Origin of the sequence: Bradyrhizobium sp. CB3481, from assembly GCF_029714305.1 — a bacterium.
In the GTDB taxonomy this organism is placed as follows: Bacteria; Pseudomonadota; Alphaproteobacteria; order Rhizobiales; family Xanthobacteraceae; genus Bradyrhizobium.
The window spans coordinates 3,666,118-3,686,041 of record NZ_CP121647.1 but is presented as its reverse complement, the minus strand read 5'-3'; the positions used below and the strand labels follow the sequence as shown (position 1 = coordinate 3,686,041).

At 63.9% G+C, this 19,924-nt stretch carries 19 protein-coding genes; 11 read left to right on the top strand and 8 right to left on the bottom strand.

Annotated features, from left to right (window positions below; genetic code table 11):
- Entirely contained in the window at positions 1-1,242 is a 1,242-nt protein-coding gene (locus QA643_RS17835; RefSeq protein ID WP_283034389.1) for an amidase, read from the bottom strand.
- A gap of 142 nt (positions 1,243-1,384) precedes the next feature.
- On the opposite strand from QA643_RS17835, the gene dprA reads away from it, so the two are divergent.
- Complete coding sequence (dprA, locus tag QA643_RS17830) at positions 1,385-2,503, top strand: DNA-processing protein DprA (RefSeq protein ID WP_283034388.1); 1,119 nt, start codon at positions 1,385-1,387, stop codon at positions 2,501-2,503.
- Between the two features lie 99 nt (positions 2,504-2,602).
- Here the strand turns inward: dprA and QA643_RS17825 are convergent, their stop codons facing one another.
- On the bottom strand, positions 2,603-3,004 hold the full coding sequence (locus QA643_RS17825) for a helix-turn-helix domain-containing protein (RefSeq protein ID WP_283034387.1): 402 nt from the start codon (positions 3,002-3,004) through the stop codon (positions 2,603-2,605).
- A gap of 100 nt (positions 3,005-3,104) precedes the next feature.
- On the opposite strand from QA643_RS17825, the gene QA643_RS17820 reads away from it, so the two are divergent.
- Positions 3,105-3,713 (top strand): NAD(P)H-dependent oxidoreductase, encoded by a 609-nt coding sequence (locus QA643_RS17820; protein WP_283034386.1) that lies wholly within the window; start codon positions 3,105-3,107, stop codon positions 3,711-3,713.
- Between the two features lie 65 nt (positions 3,714-3,778).
- Here the strand turns inward: QA643_RS17820 and QA643_RS17815 are convergent, their stop codons facing one another.
- Together QA643_RS17815 and QA643_RS17810 are read right to left on the bottom strand one after the other, a co-directional pair.
- Positions 3,779-3,919: a hypothetical protein gene (locus QA643_RS17815; protein WP_283034385.1), complete on the bottom strand. Its 141-nt coding sequence runs from the start codon at positions 3,917-3,919 to the stop codon at positions 3,779-3,781.
- 151 nt (positions 3,920-4,070) lie between these two features.
- Positions 4,071-4,844, bottom strand: a complete 774-nt coding sequence (locus QA643_RS17810; protein WP_283034384.1) for an SDR family oxidoreductase — start codon at positions 4,842-4,844, stop codon at positions 4,071-4,073.
- Positions 4,845-4,954: 110 nt separating this feature from the next.
- On the opposite strand from QA643_RS17810, the gene QA643_RS17805 reads away from it, so the two are divergent.
- Positions 4,955-5,431, top strand: a complete 477-nt coding sequence (locus tag QA643_RS17805) for a helix-turn-helix domain-containing protein (RefSeq protein ID WP_283034383.1) — start codon at positions 4,955-4,957, stop codon at positions 5,429-5,431.
- 158 nt (positions 5,432-5,589) lie between these two features.
- On the opposite strand, the gene QA643_RS17800 is transcribed toward QA643_RS17805, so the two are convergent.
- Positions 5,590-5,838, bottom strand: coding sequence for a hypothetical protein (locus QA643_RS17800; RefSeq protein ID WP_283034382.1), 249 nt, complete (start codon positions 5,836-5,838; stop codon positions 5,590-5,592).
- 229 nt (positions 5,839-6,067) lie between these two features.
- On the opposite strand from QA643_RS17800, the gene topA reads away from it, so the two are divergent.
- The 6 genes from topA to rpmG all read left to right on the top strand — a co-directional run bounded on the left by topA (position 6,068) and on the right by rpmG (position 14,264).
- On the top strand, positions 6,068-8,845 hold the full coding sequence (gene topA / locus QA643_RS17795) for a type I DNA topoisomerase (protein ID WP_283034381.1): 2,778 nt from the start codon (positions 6,068-6,070) through the stop codon (positions 8,843-8,845).
- The gene (gene rnr, locus QA643_RS17790) at positions 8,846-11,206 is read left to right on the top strand and encodes a ribonuclease R (RefSeq protein WP_283034380.1); all 2,361 of its coding nucleotides are present in this window, start codon (positions 8,846-8,848) and stop codon (positions 11,204-11,206) included. It begins immediately after the preceding gene.
- Complete coding sequence (locus QA643_RS17785; RefSeq protein ID WP_283034379.1) at positions 11,194-11,634, top strand: DUF983 domain-containing protein; 441 nt, start codon at positions 11,194-11,196, stop codon at positions 11,632-11,634. Before rnr ends, QA643_RS17785 begins: the two co-directional genes overlap by 13 nt.
- Positions 11,635-11,674: 40 nt before the next feature.
- Positions 11,675-12,412 (top strand): NUDIX domain-containing protein, encoded by a 738-nt coding sequence (locus QA643_RS17780; protein WP_283034378.1) that lies wholly within the window; start codon positions 11,675-11,677, stop codon positions 12,410-12,412.
- 234 nt (positions 12,413-12,646) lie between these two features.
- Positions 12,647-13,972, top strand: coding sequence for an LLM class flavin-dependent oxidoreductase (locus QA643_RS17775; RefSeq protein WP_283034377.1), 1,326 nt, complete (start codon positions 12,647-12,649; stop codon positions 13,970-13,972).
- 124 nt (positions 13,973-14,096) lie between these two features.
- Positions 14,097-14,264 carry a 50S ribosomal protein L33 gene (gene rpmG, locus QA643_RS17770; protein ID WP_057756569.1) on the top strand — a complete coding sequence of 56 codons (168 nt, stop codon included), beginning with the start codon at positions 14,097-14,099 and terminating at the stop codon, positions 14,262-14,264.
- 263 nt (positions 14,265-14,527) lie between these two features.
- Here rpmG and QA643_RS17765 read toward each other — a convergent pair whose 3' ends face one another.
- Positions 14,528-15,760: an MFS transporter gene (locus QA643_RS17765; RefSeq protein WP_283034376.1), complete on the bottom strand. Its 1,233-nt coding sequence runs from the start codon at positions 15,758-15,760 to the stop codon at positions 14,528-14,530.
- A gap of 160 nt (positions 15,761-15,920) precedes the next feature.
- Between QA643_RS17765 and QA643_RS17760 the strand changes: the two genes are divergently transcribed.
- Positions 15,921-16,493, top strand: coding sequence for a TetR/AcrR family transcriptional regulator (locus QA643_RS17760; RefSeq protein WP_283034842.1), 573 nt, complete (start codon positions 15,921-15,923; stop codon positions 16,491-16,493).
- Positions 16,494-16,668: 175 nt separating this feature from the next.
- Complete coding sequence (locus QA643_RS17755) at positions 16,669-17,895, top strand: serine hydrolase domain-containing protein (protein WP_283034375.1); 1,227 nt, start codon at positions 16,669-16,671, stop codon at positions 17,893-17,895.
- Between the two features lie 171 nt (positions 17,896-18,066).
- Here the strand turns inward: QA643_RS17755 and QA643_RS17750 are convergent, their stop codons facing one another.
- The gene (locus tag QA643_RS17750; protein ID WP_283034374.1) at positions 18,067-19,440 is read right to left on the bottom strand and encodes a PleD family two-component system response regulator; all 1,374 of its coding nucleotides are present in this window, start codon (positions 19,438-19,440) and stop codon (positions 18,067-18,069) included.
- Between the two features lie 13 nt (positions 19,441-19,453).
- Positions 19,454-19,819, bottom strand: a complete 366-nt coding sequence (locus QA643_RS17745; protein ID WP_027538546.1) for a response regulator — start codon at positions 19,817-19,819, stop codon at positions 19,454-19,456.
- Between the last annotated feature and the right edge of the window lie 105 nt (positions 19,820-19,924).

Sequence of the window (19,924 nt, the reverse complement as noted above, 5' to 3'; positions counted from 1 at the left end):
TTACTGGCGCGCGATCGCCCGCTCGACAAACCGCGCTGCCGCCAGCGCCCTGGCATCAGCACCATGTTTCGCGATCACCTGCACACCCACGGGCAGATTGCCTTCGGCCACAAAGGCCGGGACGTTGACACAAGGAACGCCCATCAGCGTCCACAGACGGTTGTAACGGGCGTCGCCGGTCGAACCCAATCCCTTGGGCGCCGCGCCCGGCGCGGACAAGGTCAGCAGCACGTCGATCTCGTCGAACACTGTTTCCAGCGCCTGTCTGGCGCGGTGCGCGACGGCAACCGCCGCATCATAGGCGGCGTGCGGCGTGCCCTTGCTTTCATCAAGCTTGGCGCGCAACAGCGGCGCCATTGCGTCGTAATGTTCGCGATACTCCCAGGCGAGCGCCTGGTGCGCCTCGAATTCCTGGATCACTGGATGTGCGCGCCAAGCCTCCGCGACAATTTCCGGCAAATCAACCCCATGCACAGTGGCACCGGCGCGTTCCGCCGCGCGCGCGGCGGTCTGCAGCGCCTCTCCGCCTGACGCCTCCGGGCTACCTGCGAAATCCTGGGTCACCACGCCGATGCGCGGTGTCGGAATGTCCGGCGGCAGGAGCAATTCAGGCCGGCCGGTCATCCCAGCAAGTCCGCGCGCCACGTCATCGACGCCGGCCGCGAACAGGCCGACCGTATCGAGCGTCCACGAGTAGCATTTGACACCGACCGTCGGCAGCAAACGGTAGGACGGCTTGATGGCAGCGACACCGCAGAACGAGGCGGGGCGGATCACCGAGCCGCCGGTCTGCGTGCCCAGCGCCAGCGGGATCATGCCGGCTGCGACCGCGGCCGCTGATCCCGATGATGATCCGCCGGGCGTATGGCCGTGGTTGTGCGGATTGAGCGTCGGTGTTGGATCGATCGAGGCGAACGCGGTGGTGGTGGTCTTGCCGATGATGGTCGCGCCGGCCAGCTTGAGCATGGCGACGACTGGCGCGTCCGCGCGCGGATGAAAGCCGCGATAGATTGGCGAGCCCATTTCGGTGGAGAAGTTGGCCGTATCAATGATGTCCTTGATGCCGACAGCAATTCCGCGCAGCGGGCCGTCGCTCGGTGCATGAGCCGCCAGACGGTGGCAAACGAAGGCGCCAATCGTTTTGTCCTGCGCGGCGATGGCTTCCAGAGACTGCTGGATTGCGGCATCGGCGGAGAGATCGCCGGCTTCGATGCGGCGCTGGAGTTCGGCGAGCGAGATCATGGGAACACACTTTCTACCGTGGGGCGTGCTAGGTACGGATCAGCGGCATTGGAGAAGGCACGGACGTCCGGGTCAAGTCCGGCCATGAGGGTCGCTTGAAACAGGTTGATCACAATCTCAGGTTGGGCAAAGCTGCACTAGCATGCATGACCGCTCCTACCAGATACTTCACCTCACCGATGCCGATCGTATCGACCGGCTGCGGCTGATCCGCTCCGACAATGTCGGCCCGCGCACCTTCAACTCGCTGATCGCCCATTTCGGCTCTGCGCGGGCGGCGCTGGAGCGGCTGCCCGATCTGGCGCGGCGCGGCGGGGCTCAGCGTTCGCAGCGCATCTGCAGCGAGGACGACGCGCGAGCAGAAATCGCCGCGAGCAGGAAGATCGGCGTTTCGCTGGTGGCGCCAGGCGAAGTCGCCTATCCGCCGCGGCTGGCGGCGCTCGATGACCCGCCGCCTTTGCTCGGCGTGCGCGGCCATCCCGATACGCTGATGCGGCCGATGATCGCCATCGTCGGCTCGCGCAACGCTTCCGGCGCCGGGCTGAAATTCGCCGGCAAGCTGGCGCGCGATCTCGGCGACGCCGGCTTTGTCGTCATCTCGGGCCTGGCGCGCGGCATCGACCAGGCCGCGCATCGCACCACGATCGAGAGCGGCACGGTCGCGGTGCTGGCCGGCGGCCACGACCGGATCTATCCGCCGGAGCACGACGATCTGCTCGCGGCGCTGCTCGAATGCGGCGGCGCGATCTCGGAAATGCCGCTCGGCCACGTGCCGCGCGCCCGCGACTTTCCCCGCCGCAACCGCCTGATCTCGGGCGCCTCGCTCGGTGTCGTCGTGATCGAGGCCGCGCACCGCTCCGGCTCGCTGATCACGGCGCGGATGGCGGCCGAACAGGGCCGCGAAGTGTTTGCCGTGCCGGGCTCGCCGCTGGATCCGCGCGCCGCCGGCACCAATGATCTGATCAAGCAGGGCGCGGCGCTGGTCACCGAAGCCGGTGACGTCATCAATGCCATTGCCCCGATCATGGAGCGGCCGATCGTGCTCACGGCGCGCGAAGGCGATGACGAGCCGCTCGACTTCGACACCGATCCGGACCAGCGCGAGCGCATCGTTGCGCTGCTCGGGCCAAGCCCGATCAGCCTCGACGATCTGATCCGGATGTCGGGGCTATCAGCCGCGCTGGTGCGCACCGTGCTGCTGGAGCTCGAACTTGCCGGCCGGCTGGAGCGCCACGGCGGCGGGCTGGTGTCGCTAGTCTAAGGCACGCCCAAACAAAATATCGAAAACAACCCCATGCACAGTAGCCGTCAAGGGGGAACGCGTAGCCAGGCGATCGGCTGAACCCGATCGGATCAGGGTCTAATCCCTTAGATTGCGCGCGTCGAAACTGGTCCGCGCGCCCTCGATCTCCGGCAGGTGCTCGAACGCCCATTTGCCAAGCGCCTGCACGGGCTCGGCCAGACCGCGGCCAAGATCGGTCAGCTCGTAATCAACCCGCGGCGGGATCGTCGGAAAGATCGTGCGCGTGACGAGACCATCGCGCTCCAGCCCACGCAGTGTGAGCGTCAGCATCCGCTGCGAGATGCCGCCGATCTTGCGCTTGAGCTCGTTGAAGCGCTGCGGCCCGTCGATCAGCATCATGATCACGAACACGCTCCATTTGTCGCCGACCCGCGCCAGCACCGACGCCACGGCGCGGCAGTTTTCCCCGTCGTGACCGCGGGGCGGCAAGGCAGGAACATTGATGTGCTCGGGTCTCATGGCTGTGCTCGGGTGTAAAAAATGTGCGTTCTTGCGGGGTTATGCCACGGTCACTCATATAGCGCCAGTTACAAACCGATACCATGAAGGTGACCCTACCATGAAACTCCTGCATCTCGATTCCAGCGTCCTTGGCCCCCACTCCGTCAGCCGCCAGGTTTCCGCGGCCATCGTCGAGCGGCTGCGCCAGGCCAATCCCGGGCTTGAAACCGTGTATCGCGACGTCACGGCGACGCCGCTCGGCCACCTCAGCGGCCTGCACCTCGCCGCCGGCCAAGGCGCCGCACCCGAGCCGTCGGTGCGCGAGGACCTCGCCACGGGACAGGCCGTGCTGGACGAGTTCCTCGCCGCCGACATCGTCGTGATCGGGGCTCCGATGTACAATTTCAGCGTTCCGAGCCAGCTCAAGGCCTGGATCGATCGCATCTTGGTCGCGGGCAAGACATTTAAATACGGCGCGCAGGGCGTCGAAGGGCTTGCCGGCGGCAAGCGCGTCATCGTCGCGATCTCGCGCGGCGGCTATTACGGCTCGGGCACGCCGGCGGCGGCCGGCGAGCACCTCGAAACCTATCTGCGCTGGGTGTTCGGCTTCATCGGCATCAACAATCCGGAATTCATTTCCGCCGATGGTATCAAGGTCGGCCCCGAGCATCGCGAAAAGGCGGTGGCGGGCGCACTGAAGGCGGCAGCCGATCTTCACGCCGCGTGAGTTGAGACAAGTCGGCTGCCGTCGCCCGCCGACGGCAGCCACCTTTCTATGACCGGCAGAGCGGATCAGAAGATGCCGTGCATGCGGCAGAGCACGATGACGAGGGAAATCAAAAGGCCGATGCCGGAGAACAACGCAATTGAAGTAAATTGCGCGCTGTCCGATTGCTGCGAGACGGACGAGGAGACGCCGACCTGTTTCGGCATGACTGCTGCTCTCCAGTTCTCTCCGGTCAAAAGACTCCTTTGTTTCGAATGTCCGGCAATCGCCGCCAACGTTCAATGCGCCTTTCCGGCCCAGCGCCAATCCGTCGCAGGGCGCGCGGATTGGCCGGAGGTCAATTTGCGGCGGTGAGCCCTACCCCCGATAGATCGGCGCGCCGCTCGGAGAGGCCGTGGCGCCGCCGTCGACGAATAGCTCCTGCCCCTGCACATGGGCGGAATCGTCCGATGCCAGGAACAGCACCGTCTTTGCCACATGGTCGGTTTCGCCGAGGCGGCCGAGCGGCGTCGACAGTGCGATGCGCTTCTCGAACGCCCTTTCCGCTTCCGGCGTCGCAATCGCCGGGCCCCAGAGCGGCGTGCGGATCGCGCCGGGCGCCACCACATTGACGCGGATGCCGCGCGGCGACAGTTCCGAGGCCATGATCCGCGCCATCGCGCGGACGCCGGCCTTGGCCGCGCCATAGGCCGAATAGCCGGGATTGCCGAGCACTGAGATCACCGAGCCGTTGAGAACGATCGAGGCGTTGTCATTCAGATGCGGCAGCGCGGATTGCACGGTGAAGAACACGCCGGTGAGGTTGGTGCTGATGACTTTCTCAAATGTTTCGACGGTGGCAGCGCCCAGCGGCGTGCCGCCGGCGATCCCGGCGTTGGCAAACAGGATGTCGTATTTACCGAACTTGTCGGCTCCCTTTCCGATTGCGGCGGCGGTGGCGGCAACGTCGGTCGTATCCGCCGCCAGCGCGAGCGCATTTGGACCCAGTTCCTTGGCGGCGGCGTCGAGCGTCGCCTGATTTCGTCCGGTGATGACCACCCGCGCGCCTTCGGCCACGAACAGCTTTGCGGTCGCAAGCCCGATGCCGCTATTGCCCCCTGTGATCAATGCCGTCTTGTTCGCAAGCCTCATGGCGGTCTCCGGTGGTTGCATAATTAAACCAGATTGCTTTAGCTAGGGCATTCGGTTTAATGTTGCAACTACACAAGGCTGTGATCCGTCTGCTTTCGAGGGAGCCCGTCATGGTGAAACGCACAAGCTTCCAGCGTGACGATTGCCCGATCGCGCGCTCGCTGGACGCACTCGGCGATTGGTGGTCGATGCTGATCATCCGCGAGGCGCTGTTTGGCGTCAGCCGCTTCGGCGAATTCCAGAAGAAGCTCGGGCTTGCGAAGAACATCCTCGCGGTGCGGCTGCGCGCGCTGGTCGATCAGGGCATCCTCAAGACGGCGCCAGCCTCCGACGGCAGCGCCTATCAGGAATATCTGCTGACGCCGAAAGGCCGTGGGGTCTTCCCGATCCTGGTCGCGTTGCGGCAATGGAGCGAGGAATTCGACGCGCGCCCGGAGGAGATCGCCACTATCCTGGTTGACAAGGCAAAGGGCCGCCCGGTTCGCAAGCTCGAACTCCATTCGCAGGACGGACGGCTATTGGGCGCGGCGGATGTCGCGCTGAAGCCGCGGCCGTCGGGAAAGCAAGGCAGGCGCGCGATGGCTTAAGTAGGTTCTTCTCCCTCTCCCCGCTCTTTCGCGGGGAGAGGGTCGGGGTGAGGGGCTGCTTCTACATACTCGCTGGCATTGAGCGCGCGGAGATAGCCCCTCACCCCGACCCTCTCCCCGTAAGAACGGGGAGAGGGAGAAGTGCTCGAAGCGCCCTCTCACGACAGCTTGTGTTTGCTCCTGGTACGCAGGCGCTCTTCCGCTTCGAGCTGCGCCATGCCAAGCAAATGGCTGAGCACCTCGAGCCGGTGGCGCTCGGCCAGCTTGACCAGTTCGGCAACGGTTTCGGCAATGAAGGCCACGGCCTCGTCAGGACCGCCTTCCCCACCTCTTTCATGATCTTCGGTTGGCGAGTCCGGTTTCTTGCCTGAAGCCTTACGCTTCCGGCCGCCCGCAGCTTTGCTCAAAAAACTTGCATCCCAAGATACAAAGTATGGTCCAGAAATAGCCCCTTTGTGGGCGCAACTCTAGGGCGTATTTCGCAACTCACTAGATATTAAGTCGCCCCAAAAAGTTCCCTCGCAGCATTTGCTGATTTGACAGGGGCCGCCTCACCACCCATGTTCGGGTCCAATCGGTGGGCCGCGAGTCTCGTGGAACCCGCCTTTATCTTTTCCCGTAAGCCCTTGGAATGACATGAATATCGTCATCGTGGAGTCGCCGGCGAAAGCCAAGACGATCAATAAGTATTTGGGCGCCTCCTACGAGGTTCTGGCCTCGTTCGGCCATGTCCGCGACCTCCCCGCCAAAAATGGTTCCGTCGACCCGGAGGCCAATTTCCAGATGATCTGGGAGGTCGATCCGAAGGCAGCGAGCCGACTCAACGACATCGCGAAGGCCCTGAAGGGCGCCGACCGGCTGATTCTCGCAACCGACCCTGATCGCGAGGGCGAAGCGATCTCCTGGCACGTGCTGGAGGTGATGAAGGAGAAGCGCGCGCTGAAAGATCAGAAGATCGAGCGCGTGGTGTTCAACGCCATCACTAAGCAGGCCGTGACCGACGCGATGAAGGCGCCGCGCCAGATCGACGGTGCACTGGTCGACGCCTACATGGCGCGCCGCGCGCTGGACTATCTGGTCGGCTTCACGCTGTCGCCCGTGCTGTGGCGCAAGCTGCCGGGCGCACGCTCGGCTGGTCGCGTGCAGTCGGTGGCGCTGCGGCTGGTCTGCGACCGCGAGCTCGAAATCGAAAAATTCGTGCCCCGCGAATACTGGTCGCTGGTGGCGACACTGACCACGCCGCGCGGCGACGCGTTTGAGGCGCGCCTCGTCGGCGCCGACGGCAAGAAGATCCAGCGCCTCGACATCGGCTCCGGCGCCGAGGCCGAAGACCTCAAGAAGGCCATTGAAGCCGCCAACTTCACGGTCTCGACCGTCGAGGCAAAGCCCGCGCGCCGCAATCCGCAGGCGCCTTTCACCACCTCGACGCTGCAGCAGGAAGCCAGCCGCAAGCTCGGCTTTGCGCCGGCGCACACCATGCGGATCGCGCAGCGGCTCTATGAGGGCATCGATATCGGCGGCGAGACCACCGGCCTCATCACCTATATGCGAACCGACGGCGTGCAGATCGACGGCTCAGCGATCACCCAGGCGCGCAAGGTTATCGGCGATGATTACGGCAAGGCCTACGTGCCTGACGCGCCGCGCCAGTACCAGGCCAAGGCCAAGAATGCCCAGGAGGCGCACGAGGCGATCCGCCCGACCGACCTGTCGCGCCGCCCGGCCGACATGCGCCGCCGCCTCGATCCCGACCAGGCCAAACTCTATGAACTGATCTGGATTCGCACCATCGCGAGCCAGATGGAATCGGCCGAACTCGAACGCACCACCGTGGATATCGCTGCGAAAGCAGGCTCCCGGGTGCTGGAGCTGCGCGCCTCAGGCCAGGTCATCAAGTTCGACGGCTTCCTCGCGCTTTACCAGGAAGGCCGTGACGACGAGGAGGACGAGGATTCGCGCCGCCTCCCCGCCATGAGCCAGGGCGAACCCTTGAAACGGCAGGCGCTAGCCGTCACCCAGCATTTCACCGAACCGCCGCCGCGCTTCTCCGAGGCGTCGCTGGTCAAGCGGATGGAAGAACTCGGCATCGGCCGCCCCTCGACCTACGCCTCGATCCTGCAGGTGCTGAAAGACCGCGGCTACGTCAAGCTGGAGAAGAAGCGGCTGCATGGCGAGGACAAGGGCCGCGTCGTCGTCGCCTTCCTCGAGAACTTCTTCGCGCGCTATGTCGAATATGATTTCACAGCGGCGCTGGAGGAGCAGCTCGACCGCATCTCCAACAACGAGATTTCCTGGCAGCAGGTGCTGCAGGATTTCTGGATCGGGTTCATCGGCGCGGTCAACGACATCAAGGATCTCCGTGTTGCCGAGGTGCTCGATGCGCTCGACGACATGCTGGGGCCGCACATCTACCCGCCGCGCGCCGATGGCGGCGATATCAGGCAATGCCCGACCTGCGGCACCGGCCGACTCAATCTGAAGGCCGGCAAGTTCGGCGCCTTCGTCGGCTGCTCGAATTATCCGGAATGCCGCTACACCCGCCCGCTGGCCGCCGATAGCGAAGCCAGCGCCGATCGCGTGCTCGGAAAGGATCCCGAGACCGATCTGGACGTGACGGTGAAGGCCGGACGCTTCGGCCCCTACATCCAGCTCGGCGAGCAGAAGGACTATCCGGAAGGCGAAAAACCCAAGCGCGCCGGCATTCCGAAAAACATGTCGCCCGGCGACATGGAGCTGGATCTGGCGCTGAAGCTGTTGTCGCTGCCGCGAGAAATCGGAAAGCATCCGGAAACCGGCGAGCCGATCACGGCGGGCATCGGCCGCTTCGGCCCGTTCGTGCGTCACGAAAAGACCTATGCGAGCCTCGAAGCCGGCGACGAAGTGTTCGACATCGGCCTCAACCGCGCGGTGACGCTGATCGCCGAGAAGGTAGCCAAGGGCCCAAGCGGCCGCCGCTTCGGCGCCGACCCCGGCAAGCCGCTCGGCGAGCATCCGAGCCTTGGCGGCGTCGCCGTGAAGAACGGCCGCTATGGTGCCTATGTCACCGCCGGCGGCGTCAATGCGACGATCCCCAGCGACAAGACGCCGGAGACGATCACGCTGGCCGAAGCCATCGCGCTGATCGACGAGCGTGCTGCCAAGGGCGGCGGCAAGACCAAGCGCCCGGCCAAGAAGGCTGCGCCGAAGAAGGCCGCCAAGTCGGCAGAGAACAAGTCGGCAGAGAAGCCGGCCGATCCGGATACGCCAAAGCCGGCCAAGAAAACCGTGGCGAAGAAGGCTGCGACAAAGCCGAAATCGGATTCCGTCAGCAAGGCGCGCGCGCCGGTCGCGTCCGCCGCCAAGACTTCGGCGGCCAAGCCCGCCAAATCATCCAAAACGCCCGCCAAGAAAAGTGCGGGCAAGGCCCGGGGATAAGTGAAGAAAAAACACGACCATGGCTTTCCGAGCCGGGACGCCATCGTTGCCTATATCCGTGCCCATCCCGGCAAGATCGGCACCCGCGAGATCGCCCGCGAGTTCGGGCTGAAGAATGCCGACCGCGCTGAGCTGAAGCGCATGCTGCGCGAGCTCGCCGACGAGGGCGCCATTGCCAAGCGCGGGCGGAAAATCCACGAGACGGCTCTGCTGCCCCCAACGGTGATCGCCGACATCACCGGCCGCGATACCGACGGTGAATTGCTCGCTGCTCCCACCGAATGGGACACCGAGGAAAGCGGTCCCGCGCCGAAGATCCGCATCCACGTCCCGCGCCGTCTGCAACCGGGCATAGCTGCCGGCGTCGGCGACCGGGCCCTGTTGCGGATCGAAAAGGCTGATGATGGCGAAGGCGCCCCCTATCGCGGCCGCATCATCAAGATCATCGATCAAGCCCGGACGCGCCTGCTCGGCATCTTCCGCAAACTGCCTGGTGGCGGCGGCCTGCTCGTTCCCGTCGACAAGAAGCAGGCCGGCCGTGAATTGAACATCGCGCCGTCGGATACCGGCGGCGCCGAGGACGGTGACCTCGTCAGCGTCGATCTGTTGCGCTCGCGCGGCTATGGCCTCGCCTCCGGCAAGGTGAAGGAGCGGCTCGGCTCGCTGTCAAGTGAGAAGGCGATCAGCTTGATCGCGATTCACGCCCACGAAATTCCGCAGGCGTTTTCGCCATCCGCGCTGCGCGAAGCCGAGGACGCCCAAGCCGCCGAGTTGAAAGGACGTGAGGACTGGCGCGACGTGCCGCTGGTCACCATCGATCCGCCCGACGCGAAGGATCATGACGACGCAGTACACGCCATCACCGATCCTGATCCGAACAACAAGGGCGGCTACATCGTCCACGTCGCGATCGCCGACGTTGCCTTTTATGTGCGGCCAGGCTCGGCGCTCGACCGTGACGCGCTGATGCGCGGCAACTCGGTGTACTTCCCCGACCGCGTGGTGCCGATGCTGCCTGAGCGTATCTCAAACGATCTCTGCTCGCTGGTGCCGGGCGAGCCACGCGGCGCGCTCGCGGTGCGCCTCGTGATCGGCCCTGATGGCCGCAAGCGCTCGCACAGTTTTCATCGCGTGCTGATGCGCTCGGCTGCAAAACTGCATTACGCGCAGGCGCAGGCCGCGATTGATGGACGCCCTGACGACACCACCGGCCCGCTGCTGGAGCCGATCCTCAAACCGCTCTACGCGGCCTATGCGCTCGTAAAACTCGCGCGCGATGAGCGCGATCCGCTCGACCTCGATCTGCCCGAACGAAAAATCCTCCTCAAGCCCGACGGCACCGTCGATCGCGTCATCGTGCCTGAGCGTCTCGACGCGCACCGGCTGATCGAGGAATTTATGATCCTCGCCAACGTCGCGGCGGCGGAAATGCTTGAAAAGAAGGGGTTGCCGCTTATCTATCGGGTGCATGACGAGCCGACCCAGGAGAAGGTTCACAACCTTCAGGAATTCCTGAAGACGCTCGATCTGCCGTTCGCGAAGAGTGGTGCCCTGCGCCCTTCCCTGTTCAACCGCGTGCTCGGCCAGGTCCGCGGCGAGGATTACGAGCCGCTGGTGAACGAGGTGGTGCTGCGCTCGCAGGCGCAGGCGGAATATTCGGCGGAAAATTACGGCCATTTCGGCCTCAACCTGCGCCGCTATGCGCATTTTACTTCCCCGATCAGGCGATACGCCGATCTGATCGTGCATCGCGCACTGATCCGCGCGCTGGGCCTTGGCGAAGGCGCGTTGCCGGACAACGAGACGCTGGAGAGCTTGAGCGAGGTTGCGGCACAGATTTCGCTGACCGAACGCCGCGCCATGAAGGCCGAACGCGAGACCGCCGATCGGCTGATCGCGCATTTCCTCGCCGATCGCATCGGCGCGACGTTTCAGGGGCGGATTTCCGGCGTGACCCGCGCCGGACTGTTTGTGAAGTTATCGGATACCGGCGCCGACGGGCTGATCCCGATCCGCACGCTCGGCACCGAATACTTCAACTATGACGAGACGCGCCACGCGCTCGTCGGCTCACGCAGCGGTGCCATGCATCGGCTGGGTGACGTTGTCGACGTGCGTCTGGTAGAAGCTGCACCGGTAGCCGGCGCGTTGCGGTTCGAGCTGCTGTCGGAAGGCAAAGTGGAAGGCAAGTTCATTCCGCGCGGCAGAAAACGCGACGGTACGAACGCGCTTTCGAAATCGCGTCCGGGCCGCAGCCCGCGCGAGAAGGTTGGCAAAGCGCGCAAGGAAACGTCGGGCAAAACCAAGTCTGGTAAATTCAAGTCCGGCAAATCGAAGAAAGGCAAGTCATGGAAACGGTGAACACTGCGACGACAGTCTGGACCCGGGACACCGTGCAGGCCGAGAAGCGCGATGTCTGGACCGCGATGAAGCGCGGCTTCCGCTGCCGCTGCCCGCGCTGCGGTGAAGGCAAGCTGTTTCGCGCCTTTCTGAAGACATCAGATAATTGCTCAAAATGCGGCCTCGATTTCACCCCGCATCGCGCCGACGATTTGCCGGCCTATCTCGTCATCGTCATCGTCGGCCATATCGTGGTACCGGCGGTGCTGTGGATCGAGACCAATTATTCGCCGGCCGTGTGGCTGCAGCTCTCGATGTATCTGCCGGCGACATTCGTCTCGTCGCTCGCGCTGCTGCAGCCGATCAAGGGCGCCGTCGTCGGCATCCAGTGGGCGCTGCGCATGCATGGCTTTGACGAAAATGCGCCGAGCGACATTCCTCCGGTCTAGCTGGACCACAGGCGACAGGAGCATCAACAATGGGGGTGGAATGAGCGACGCTGCGACTGATGTACAAGAAGGAAAAGAGGCCGACCACCATCCTTACTTTCGGCCCAAGGACGCAGCCACGCTGATCCTGATCGACCGCTCCGGCGCAAAGCCGAAGGTGCTGGTCGGCAAGCGCCACGACAAGGTCGTGTTCATGCCGGGCAAGTATGTCTTCCCTGGCGGCCGCGTCGACAAGTCAGACAATCGCGTGCCGGTCGCCGCGCCGATTTCACCTGAGCTCGAGGCCAATCTCCTCAAGGGCAGCCCGAAAATCACGCCATCGCGGGCGCGCGCGCTGGCGGTAGCCGCGATCCGCGAGGCCTGCGAGGAAACCGGTCTCTGCCTCGGCTGCAAGGTCGACAAGAAAGTGACGCTCGACGGCGCCTGGCAGCCGTTTGCCGAGGCGGGCCTGCTGCCCGATCCGTCCGGGCTGTTCCTGATCGCGCGCGCGATCACCCCGCCCGGCCGCGTCCGCCGCTTCGATACGCGCTTCTTCACCGCCGATGCATCGGCGATCGCGCACCGCGTCGAAGGCGTGATCCACGCCGATGCCGAACTGGTCGAGCTGGTATGGGTCGAGATCGGCTCGCAGCCGCTCGCCGACGCGCATGCGATGACCAAGAACGTGCTCGCCGAACTCGACAGCCGCCTTGCGACCGGCCCGCTGCGCCACGACGCGCCGGTGCCGTTCTTCCATTTCTACGGCGGCAAGATGCAGAAGGACGTGCTGGGGGCGTAAGGGCCACGCGCCCTCTTCTCGTCATTGCGAGCGAAGCGAAGCAATCCATCTCTCCGCAAGCTGAGACATGGATTGCTTCGTCGCTGGCGCTCCTCGCAATGACGGTATTGGCGTCACGGCAAATATCCTCTCCCAATCCCTTAAATTGCAAAATTCTTCTCGGCGCTGCCCGCTGGCGCCGCTCTCGCCCGTGCCTATCTCTTTCCCAACAACAACAGCGACGGAAACGGGGCGATGGCACAGCGGCAACTCAAGCTCGGCGCGTTCATGCGGCCGGTCTCCATCCATACCGGCGCATGGCGCTATCCGGGCGCCTGGCCCGACGCCAATTTCAATTTCCCGCGCATCAGGCAATTGATCCAGAAGCTGGAGGCAGGCAAGTTCGACGCCTTCTTCATGGCCGACCACCTCGCCGTGTTGAACATGCCGATCGATGCGCTCAAGCCCAGCCACACCGTCACCTCGTTCGAGCCGTTCACGCTATTGTCAGCGCTGGCCGGCGCCACCGAGCATATCGGCCTGATCGCGACGGGATCGACCACCTTCGACGAGCCCTATCACGTCGCGCGGCGCTTCGCCTCACTCGACCATATCTCGGGTGGCCGTGCGGGGTGGAATATCGTCACCACCTCCAATCCGGACGCGGCGCTGAATTTCGGGCTCGACGACCACATGGAGCACGCCGAGCGCTACAAGCGGGCGCGCGAATTCTATGACGTCGTCACCGGTCTGTGGGATTCCTTTGCCGACGACGCTTTCGTGCGCGACGTCGAAAGGGGGCTCTATTTCGATCCCGCCAAAATGCATGTGCTCAATCACAAGGGCAAATATCTCTCCGTGCGCGGGCCGCTCAACATCGCCCGCCCCGTGCAGGGCTGGCCACTGATCGTGCAGGCCGGCGCCTCCGAGGACGGCAAGCAGCTGGCAGCGGAGACGGCGGAAGCCGTGTTCACCGGCGGCGGCAGCCTTGCCGACGGGCAGAAGCTCTATGCCGACATCAAGGGCCGCATGGAGAAGGTCGGCCGCGATCCCGAGCATCTGAAGATCCTTCCCGGCGCCTTCGTCGTGGTCGGCGACAGCGTCGAGGAAGCCAAGGAGAAGCGCGCGCTGCTCGACAGCAGGGTGCATTACGACAGCGCCATCGCCTCGCTCTCGGTGCAACTCGGCACCGATGCCTCCGGCTTCGATCCGGACGGGCAATTGCCGCCGATCCCCGAGACCAACGCCAGCAAGAGCGGCCGCCAGCGCCTGATCGATCTTGCCGCGCGCGACAAGCTCACGGTGCGCCAGCTCGCCCAGCGCGTCGGCGGCTACGGCGGCCTCTCCTTTGTCGGCACGCCCAAAACCATCGCCGACCAGATGGAGGACTGGCTGACGAGCCGCGGCAGCGATGGTTTCAACATCATGTTCCCGTTCCTGCCCGCCGGGCTCGACGACTTCGTCGACAAGGTGATTCCGGAACTGCAGAAGCGCGGTATTTTCCGCAAAGAATACGAGGGCCGGACGCTGCGGGAGAATTTGGGGCTGCCGAGGCCAAAAAACCGGTTCTTTGAGGGTTAATCACCCCGGATCGGGGCGGTTTTTGCCCCGAAAACCTTGACTTTGGGCGATCAGAGGCTAGGTTGCGCGGCAACTGCAGGCCGGTTTGGCCGGCGCTGACACCCCCTATTTTGAGGTTCTGAACATGGCCAAAGCGGTCACCATCAAGGTCAAGCTCGTTTCCTCGGCGGATACCGGCTTCTATTACGTCGCCAAGAAGAATTCGCGCACCATGACCGACAAGCTGGTCAAGAAGAAGTACGACCCGGTCGCGCGCAAGCACGTCGAGTTCAAGGAAGCGAAGATCAAGTAACGTCGCAAGCTATTGCGGACGGTTTTGAACGGGGCCCATTCGGGCCCCGTTTTTGATTCTGGCGGCGCGTCGACGGAAAAGCAAAAAGCCTCCGCGATGTCGCTGGAGGCCTTTAGTCTTACGAGGGGTACATCCGCCCTCGTTACTCTACTCGGTTGTTACTTGGCTTCTCTAGCGAGGCACTTGGTCTTCATACGCGATGCACATCAACGCATTGTGACAATCGGGACGGGACAAGAGCGCACACCTCGCAAACGGATGGATTACGCCGCCTGCATCTGCGGCGGCCGGCCCGGCCGGATCAGCGCGAAGGCGACCTGGATGATACCGCCGGCAAGGCCCAGCGCGACGCCGATCCGCCATGCCATGGTGTAGGAGCCGAGCGCGTCATAGAGCACCCCGCCCCCGTAGGCGCCGAGGAAGCTGCCGATCTGATGGCTCATGAAGGCGAGCCCCTGGATCATCGCCTGCCATTTCAGGCCGAACATCTCGGCGACCGCGCCCGCGACCAGCGGGCCGACGCCCATCCACAGAAACCCCATGATGGCGCCGAACAATAGCGTCGTCGCCTGTGTCGGCGGCAGCGTGAAGTACCAGGCGAGCGCGATCGAGCGCAGGATGTAGATGCCGCCGAGCAGCGCCAGCTTGTTCCAGCGCTGGCCGGCCCAGCCGAAGAAGATGCTGCCGAGCACGTTGAAGCCGCCGATCATGCCGAGCGTCTGCGCGCTCAGCATCGGGTCCATGCCGCAGATCGCCAGATAAGACGGCAGATGCGTGGTAAGGAAGACGAGTTGCATGCCGCAGACGAAATAGGCGCCGGTCATCACCACGAAGGACGCATTGGAGAATGCCATCTTCGTCGCGACCGCCGCTGACGCGTCGTCGATCTCGTCATCGGCGGGCTTGGGCAGCGGGATCCTGTCCACCTTGCCCGCGTACCACGCGGCCGGAGTCATCAAGAGCGACAGCACCACGAAGCCGACAAGCCCCATTCGCCAGCCATAGCCCTCGTTAAGGATCTGTCCGATCGGCGCTGACAGGAGCGCGCCCAGCGATCCCACGCCCGAGACCAGGCCGAGCACGGTCGAGCGCACCGATGCCGGCACCGCGCGGGCCGCAACCGACATGGCGATCGCCGCCGCGGTGCAGGCCAGCGACATGCCGATCAGCACGCCGCCGCCGATCATGACGCTGAGAAGGCCGTTGGCGCCGGCCATCAACGCCAATCCGGCGACATAAAGCAGCGCGCCCACCACCATGATGGCGCGAAAACCGTAGCGCACCGTCAGCGCGCCGGCGAGCGGTTGCAAAAAGCCCCAGGCGAGGTTTTGCACGGCGAGCGCCAGCGTGAAATCGGAAACCGAAATCCTGATGTCCTGCGTCAGCGGCTGCATGAAAAGGCCGAGCGATTGCCGCAGGCCCATGCTGATCGTCAGCATGAGGGACGCTCCGATTAGAATCGGCAACGTTGGACGCAGGATTTGCAGCAGGGCCATTGTTTTTGTTCTCCCCAAGGTGCGCGATTCGAATGCCGCGTCCTGCAATTGACATCTGAAATGGGTACACAGACCTGTGTACTTAGGCTATAAGGGAGACGAGCTGTCAAGCAAAGGCGACCCGCACATTCGCATGGCTACCCTGCCCGCCAAACCCGACATGAAGGACCGCATTCTCGAAACCGCGGACAGGCTGTTCTATCTGCAGGGTATTCGCGCCGTTGGCGTCGATACCATCGCGGCCGAAATCGGCATCAGCAAGCGCACGCTGTACAATCACTTTCCGTCGAAGGATGCGCTGATCTCGGCCTATCTGGCACGACGCTTCGTCGCCCCGCGCCCGTCTGACAAATCGCCGGTGGAACAGATTCTCGGTACCTTCGATTCGCTGGAGCGGCGCTTTTCGGCCAAGGATTTTCGCGGCTGCCCCTTCGTCAACGCGGTCGCCGAGCTCGGCGAAGACCGCGCGGTGCGCAAGGTTGCGGTCGCCTTCAAGGAAAGCCGCCGCCTCTGGTTTCGCGACCTGCTGATGCAGCTCGGCGTCAAGGATGCGGAAGCGCTGGCGACCCAGCTCGCTTTGCTCGTCGACGGCTCGATCGCGCAGGATCTGGTGCGCAACGATCCCGCGATGGCCCGCGCGGCCAAGGAAGCGGCAACGGTGCTGCTGAGGAATGCCGGAGTGAAAGTGGGCGGGAGCGCGGCAAAGAAACGGCAATCAGGACCGATCTCTTAAGGCGCTCTCCACTGTCGTCCCTGCGAACGCAGGGACCCATACGCCGCGGCCTTTCAATTGAGCAATGTGGTGGTTATCCTCTGCTACAATCAGCGTTCGTGGTTATGGGTCCCGGCCTTCGCCGGGACGACATAAAAAATAGAGCCGCGCAAAACACGGCGACACGGGAGCGAAAATGGAAGACCTGAAAGTGACCGCCGATGGTTACGACTTCAAACCGGCCCGCGCGGCGATGCAGCGCTATATCGACAACAACCTGCTGTCAGGCATTTCCTGGGCCGTCATGGTCGGGCGCGAACTTGCCGACGTGAATTGTGTCGGATGGGCCGACAAGGAAGCGCAGGTGCCGTTGCGCACCGACCATATCTTCCGCGTCTTTTCCAACACCAAGCTGGTCACTTCCTGCGCGGTGCTGCTGCTGTTCGAGGACGGCAAGCTTGGGCTCGACGACCCAATCGAAAAATTTATTCCGCAGCTCGGAAATCGCAAAGTATTGCGACCGGGTGCCACCTCGCTTGATGACACCGAACCGGCGAAGGGCTCGATCACCATCCGTCATCTCCTGACCCACAGTTCGGGCCTGAGCTACGGCTTCTTCGATCCGGGCACGCTGATCTACAAGGCGCTGAACGAGCGCGGCGTGCATGACCCGCGAACGACGCTGGCGCAGATGGTGGACGTGCTGGCCGACATGCCGCTGATCTATCATCCCGGCACGTCCTGGGAATATTCGCTCGCCACTGACGTGCTGTCGCGGCTGGTCGAGATGATCAGCGGGCAGCGCTTTGACCAGTTCATCCAGGCGCGGATTTTTGCTTCGCTCGGCATGGTCGATACCGGCTTTGTCGTGCCGGAAAAGGATCACGGACGGCTCGTTGCGTACTACGCCGGCGCCGACCTGATGGAGCCGATGAAACCGGGATTGACCAGGACCGACAACGCGCCCTTCCCCGGTGCTTATCTCCGCCCGATCGCAAGGCTCAGCGGCGGCGGCGGGCTGGTTTCGACGCTGCATGACATGGTCGCCTTGATCCGCAGCCTGCTGCCCGGCGGCCCGACCCTGCTCAAGCCGGAGACGATCGCGCAGATGACGACCAACCAATTACCGGAGGGACAGTGGATCCGCTTTGCGCTGCTCGGAGAGCAGCCGGGCAAGGGCTTCAGCCTCGCGGGCGGAATGATCTTGCAGCCGTCACCGTTCGATCACCCCGATGCCCCGGGCGAGCTCTATTGGGGCGGCGTCGCCGGCACGCAGTGGTGGATCTCGCCGAAGCGCAACATCGCCGGCGTGATGATGGCGCAGCGCCAGATGTCGTTCGTCCACCCGTTCGCGTTCGAGTTCAAGCGACTGGCCTATGAGGCGGTGAAGCAGCGCGCAGAGGGGATGCGGGTGTCGGCGTGAGGCAACCGCGACGACCATCTAACCGCACTGGCAGTCGTCATCCCCGCGAAGGCGGGGGATCCAGTACGCCGCGGCCGTTCGGTTCATTCACTACCGTCTCTGGAATACTGGATCACCCGCATGCGCGGGTGATGACAGTCTTTGTGCGGATGCTTAAGTGCACCACCGCAACTACGCCGCCGCCGAAACGACCCTGTTCCGCCCGTCATTCTTGGCGCGGTAGAGCGCGGTGTCGGCGCGCTTGAGGACGTCGGCGACCGGCTCGCCCTTGCGGTCGAGCGTCGCCAGGCCGATCGAGATCGTGACGTCGATCCGCTTGGTGCCCTTGTTGACGGCAAAGGTCTCGCTGGCGATCGAGCGGCGCAGGCGCTCGGCGATCAGGCTTGCGACCTGCATGTCGGTTTCCGGCATCACGATGACGAATTCTTCGCCGCCGTAGCGGCAGGCGAGATCGATGCCGCGGATCGACTTGCGGATGCGCACGGCGAATTCGCGCAGCACGTCGTCGCCGGCATCGTGGCCGTAGGTGTCGTTGATGGATTTGAAGTAGTCGATGTCGAGGATCATCAGCGAGAGCGGCTTGGCGCGGCTGGAGGCCTGCTCGCCGAGCGTCGCCAGATGGCTTTCCATGTAGCGGCGGTTATGCAGCCCGGTCAGCGCGTCGGTGATCGCCATTTCGATCGAGTTCTGCACGTTGTCGCGCAGATGATCGGTGTAGCGCCGCTTGCGGATCTGGGTGCGCGCCCGCGCCAATAGTTCGTTCTTGTCGACCGGGCGCAGCAGATAGTCGTTGACGCCGATCTCCAGCCCGCGCAGCAGCCGCGCATTGTTGTCGGCATCGGAGATCGCCAGGATCGGCAACTGCCGGGTGCGCTCCAGCGAGCGCGCCTGGCTGCATAGCCGCAGGCCGTCATAGTTTTCCAGGCTGAGCGAGACGATCAAGAGATCGTAATTGCCCTCGGCGGCATGAAACAGTGCTTCGGCCGGATTGACCTCGACGTCGACGGTGTGCTCGGCGGAGAGGATCGGCGCCAGCCGCTCGTAGGACGACGGCCGGTCATCGACCAGAAGGATCCGCCCGCCCATGCCCTTGTCGGCGATCGCGCTGCGCTCGGGCGCTGCCATGCCGATTTCGAGCGAGGTGATGGCGCGCATGCGCAGCTCGTCCGTCATCATCTTCAGCCGCGTCAGCGAGCGAACGCGCGCGATCAGAACGACGTCGGACACCGGCTTGGTGAGAAAGTCGTCGGCACCGGCTTCCAGCCCGCGGACGCGATCGGACGGGCTGTCCAGTGCCGTGACGATCACGACGGGGATGAAATGGGTCGCCGGGTTGGACTTCAGGCGGCGGCAGACCTCGAAGCCGTCCATGTCGGGCATCATGACGTCGAGCAGGATGATATCGCATTCCGAGCGCGAGCAGAGATCGAGCGCCTCGGCGCCGTTGCAAGCCGTCAGCACGTCGAAATATTCGGCCGACAAACGGGCCTCCAGCAGCTTGACGTTCGCTGGAACGTCATCGACGACAAGGATACGCGCAGACATTGAAACTCCATTCCTACCCGATAAAACGCCGCACCGTTTCAATGAACTTGCCGACGGAAATTGGCTTGGACAGATACGCCTCGCAGCCGCCCTCGCGGATGCGTTCTTCGTCGCCCTTCATCGCGAAGGCGGTGACGGCGACCACCGGAATGGCGCGCAGCTCCGGATCGTCCTTGATCCAGCGCGTCACTTCGAGCCCCGAGACCTGCGGAAGCTGGATATCCATCAGGATCAGGTCGGGGCGCAGCTTGCGAACGAGATCGAGCGCCTCAAAACCGTTGCTGGTGCCCGAAGTCTGATAGCCGTGCGCTTCCAACAGGTCGCGAAAGAGCTTCATGTTAAGCTCGTTGTCCTCCACGATCAGGACGGTTTTTGCCATCCCGTCCCTCCCCTCATCTCAGGAAACAAGTCCGGCCTTCCAGTCCTTCGGCACCGCCCCGCTTGCCGAAAAGTGAATTCAAACTAGCGCCAGATTCGCTCTAAG

Excerpts from the sequence above, each read along its gene's own strand:
- QA643_RS17835 (WP_283034389.1), bottom strand. The coding sequence starts at position 1,242 with ATGATCTCGCTCGCCGAACTCCAGCGCCGCATCGAAGCCGGCGATCTC.
- dprA (WP_283034388.1), top strand. The coding sequence starts at position 1,385 with ATGCATGACCGCTCCTACCAGATACTTCACCTCACCGATGCCGATCGT.
- QA643_RS17825 (WP_283034387.1), bottom strand. The coding sequence starts at position 3,004 with ATGAGACCCGAGCACATCAATGTTCCTGCCTTGCCGCCCCGCGGTCAC.
- QA643_RS17820 (WP_283034386.1), top strand. The coding sequence starts at position 3,105 with ATGAAACTCCTGCATCTCGATTCCAGCGTCCTTGGCCCCCACTCCGTC.
- QA643_RS17815 (WP_283034385.1), bottom strand. The coding sequence starts at position 3,919 with ATGCCGAAACAGGTCGGCGTCTCCTCGTCCGTCTCGCAGCAATCGGAC.
- QA643_RS17810 (WP_283034384.1), bottom strand. The coding sequence starts at position 4,844 with ATGAGGCTTGCGAACAAGACGGCATTGATCACAGGGGGCAATAGCGGC.
- QA643_RS17805 (WP_283034383.1), top strand. The coding sequence starts at position 4,955 with ATGGTGAAACGCACAAGCTTCCAGCGTGACGATTGCCCGATCGCGCGC.
- topA (WP_283034381.1), top strand. The coding sequence starts at position 6,068 with ATGAATATCGTCATCGTGGAGTCGCCGGCGAAAGCCAAGACGATCAAT.
- QA643_RS17785 (WP_283034379.1), top strand. The coding sequence starts at position 11,194 with ATGGAAACGGTGAACACTGCGACGACAGTCTGGACCCGGGACACCGTG.
- QA643_RS17780 (WP_283034378.1), top strand. The coding sequence starts at position 11,675 with ATGAGCGACGCTGCGACTGATGTACAAGAAGGAAAAGAGGCCGACCAC.
- QA643_RS17775 (WP_283034377.1), top strand. The coding sequence starts at position 12,647 with ATGGCACAGCGGCAACTCAAGCTCGGCGCGTTCATGCGGCCGGTCTCC.
- rpmG (WP_057756569.1), top strand. The coding sequence starts at position 14,097 with ATGGCCAAAGCGGTCACCATCAAGGTCAAGCTCGTTTCCTCGGCGGAT.
- QA643_RS17765 (WP_283034376.1), bottom strand. The coding sequence starts at position 15,760 with ATGGCCCTGCTGCAAATCCTGCGTCCAACGTTGCCGATTCTAATCGGA.
- QA643_RS17760 (WP_283034842.1), top strand. The coding sequence starts at position 15,921 with ATGAAGGACCGCATTCTCGAAACCGCGGACAGGCTGTTCTATCTGCAG.
- QA643_RS17755 (WP_283034375.1), top strand. The coding sequence starts at position 16,669 with ATGGAAGACCTGAAAGTGACCGCCGATGGTTACGACTTCAAACCGGCC.
- QA643_RS17750 (WP_283034374.1), bottom strand. The coding sequence starts at position 19,440 with ATGTCTGCGCGTATCCTTGTCGTCGATGACGTTCCAGCGAACGTCAAG.
- QA643_RS17745 (WP_027538546.1), bottom strand. The coding sequence starts at position 19,819 with ATGGCAAAAACCGTCCTGATCGTGGAGGACAACGAGCTTAACATGAAG.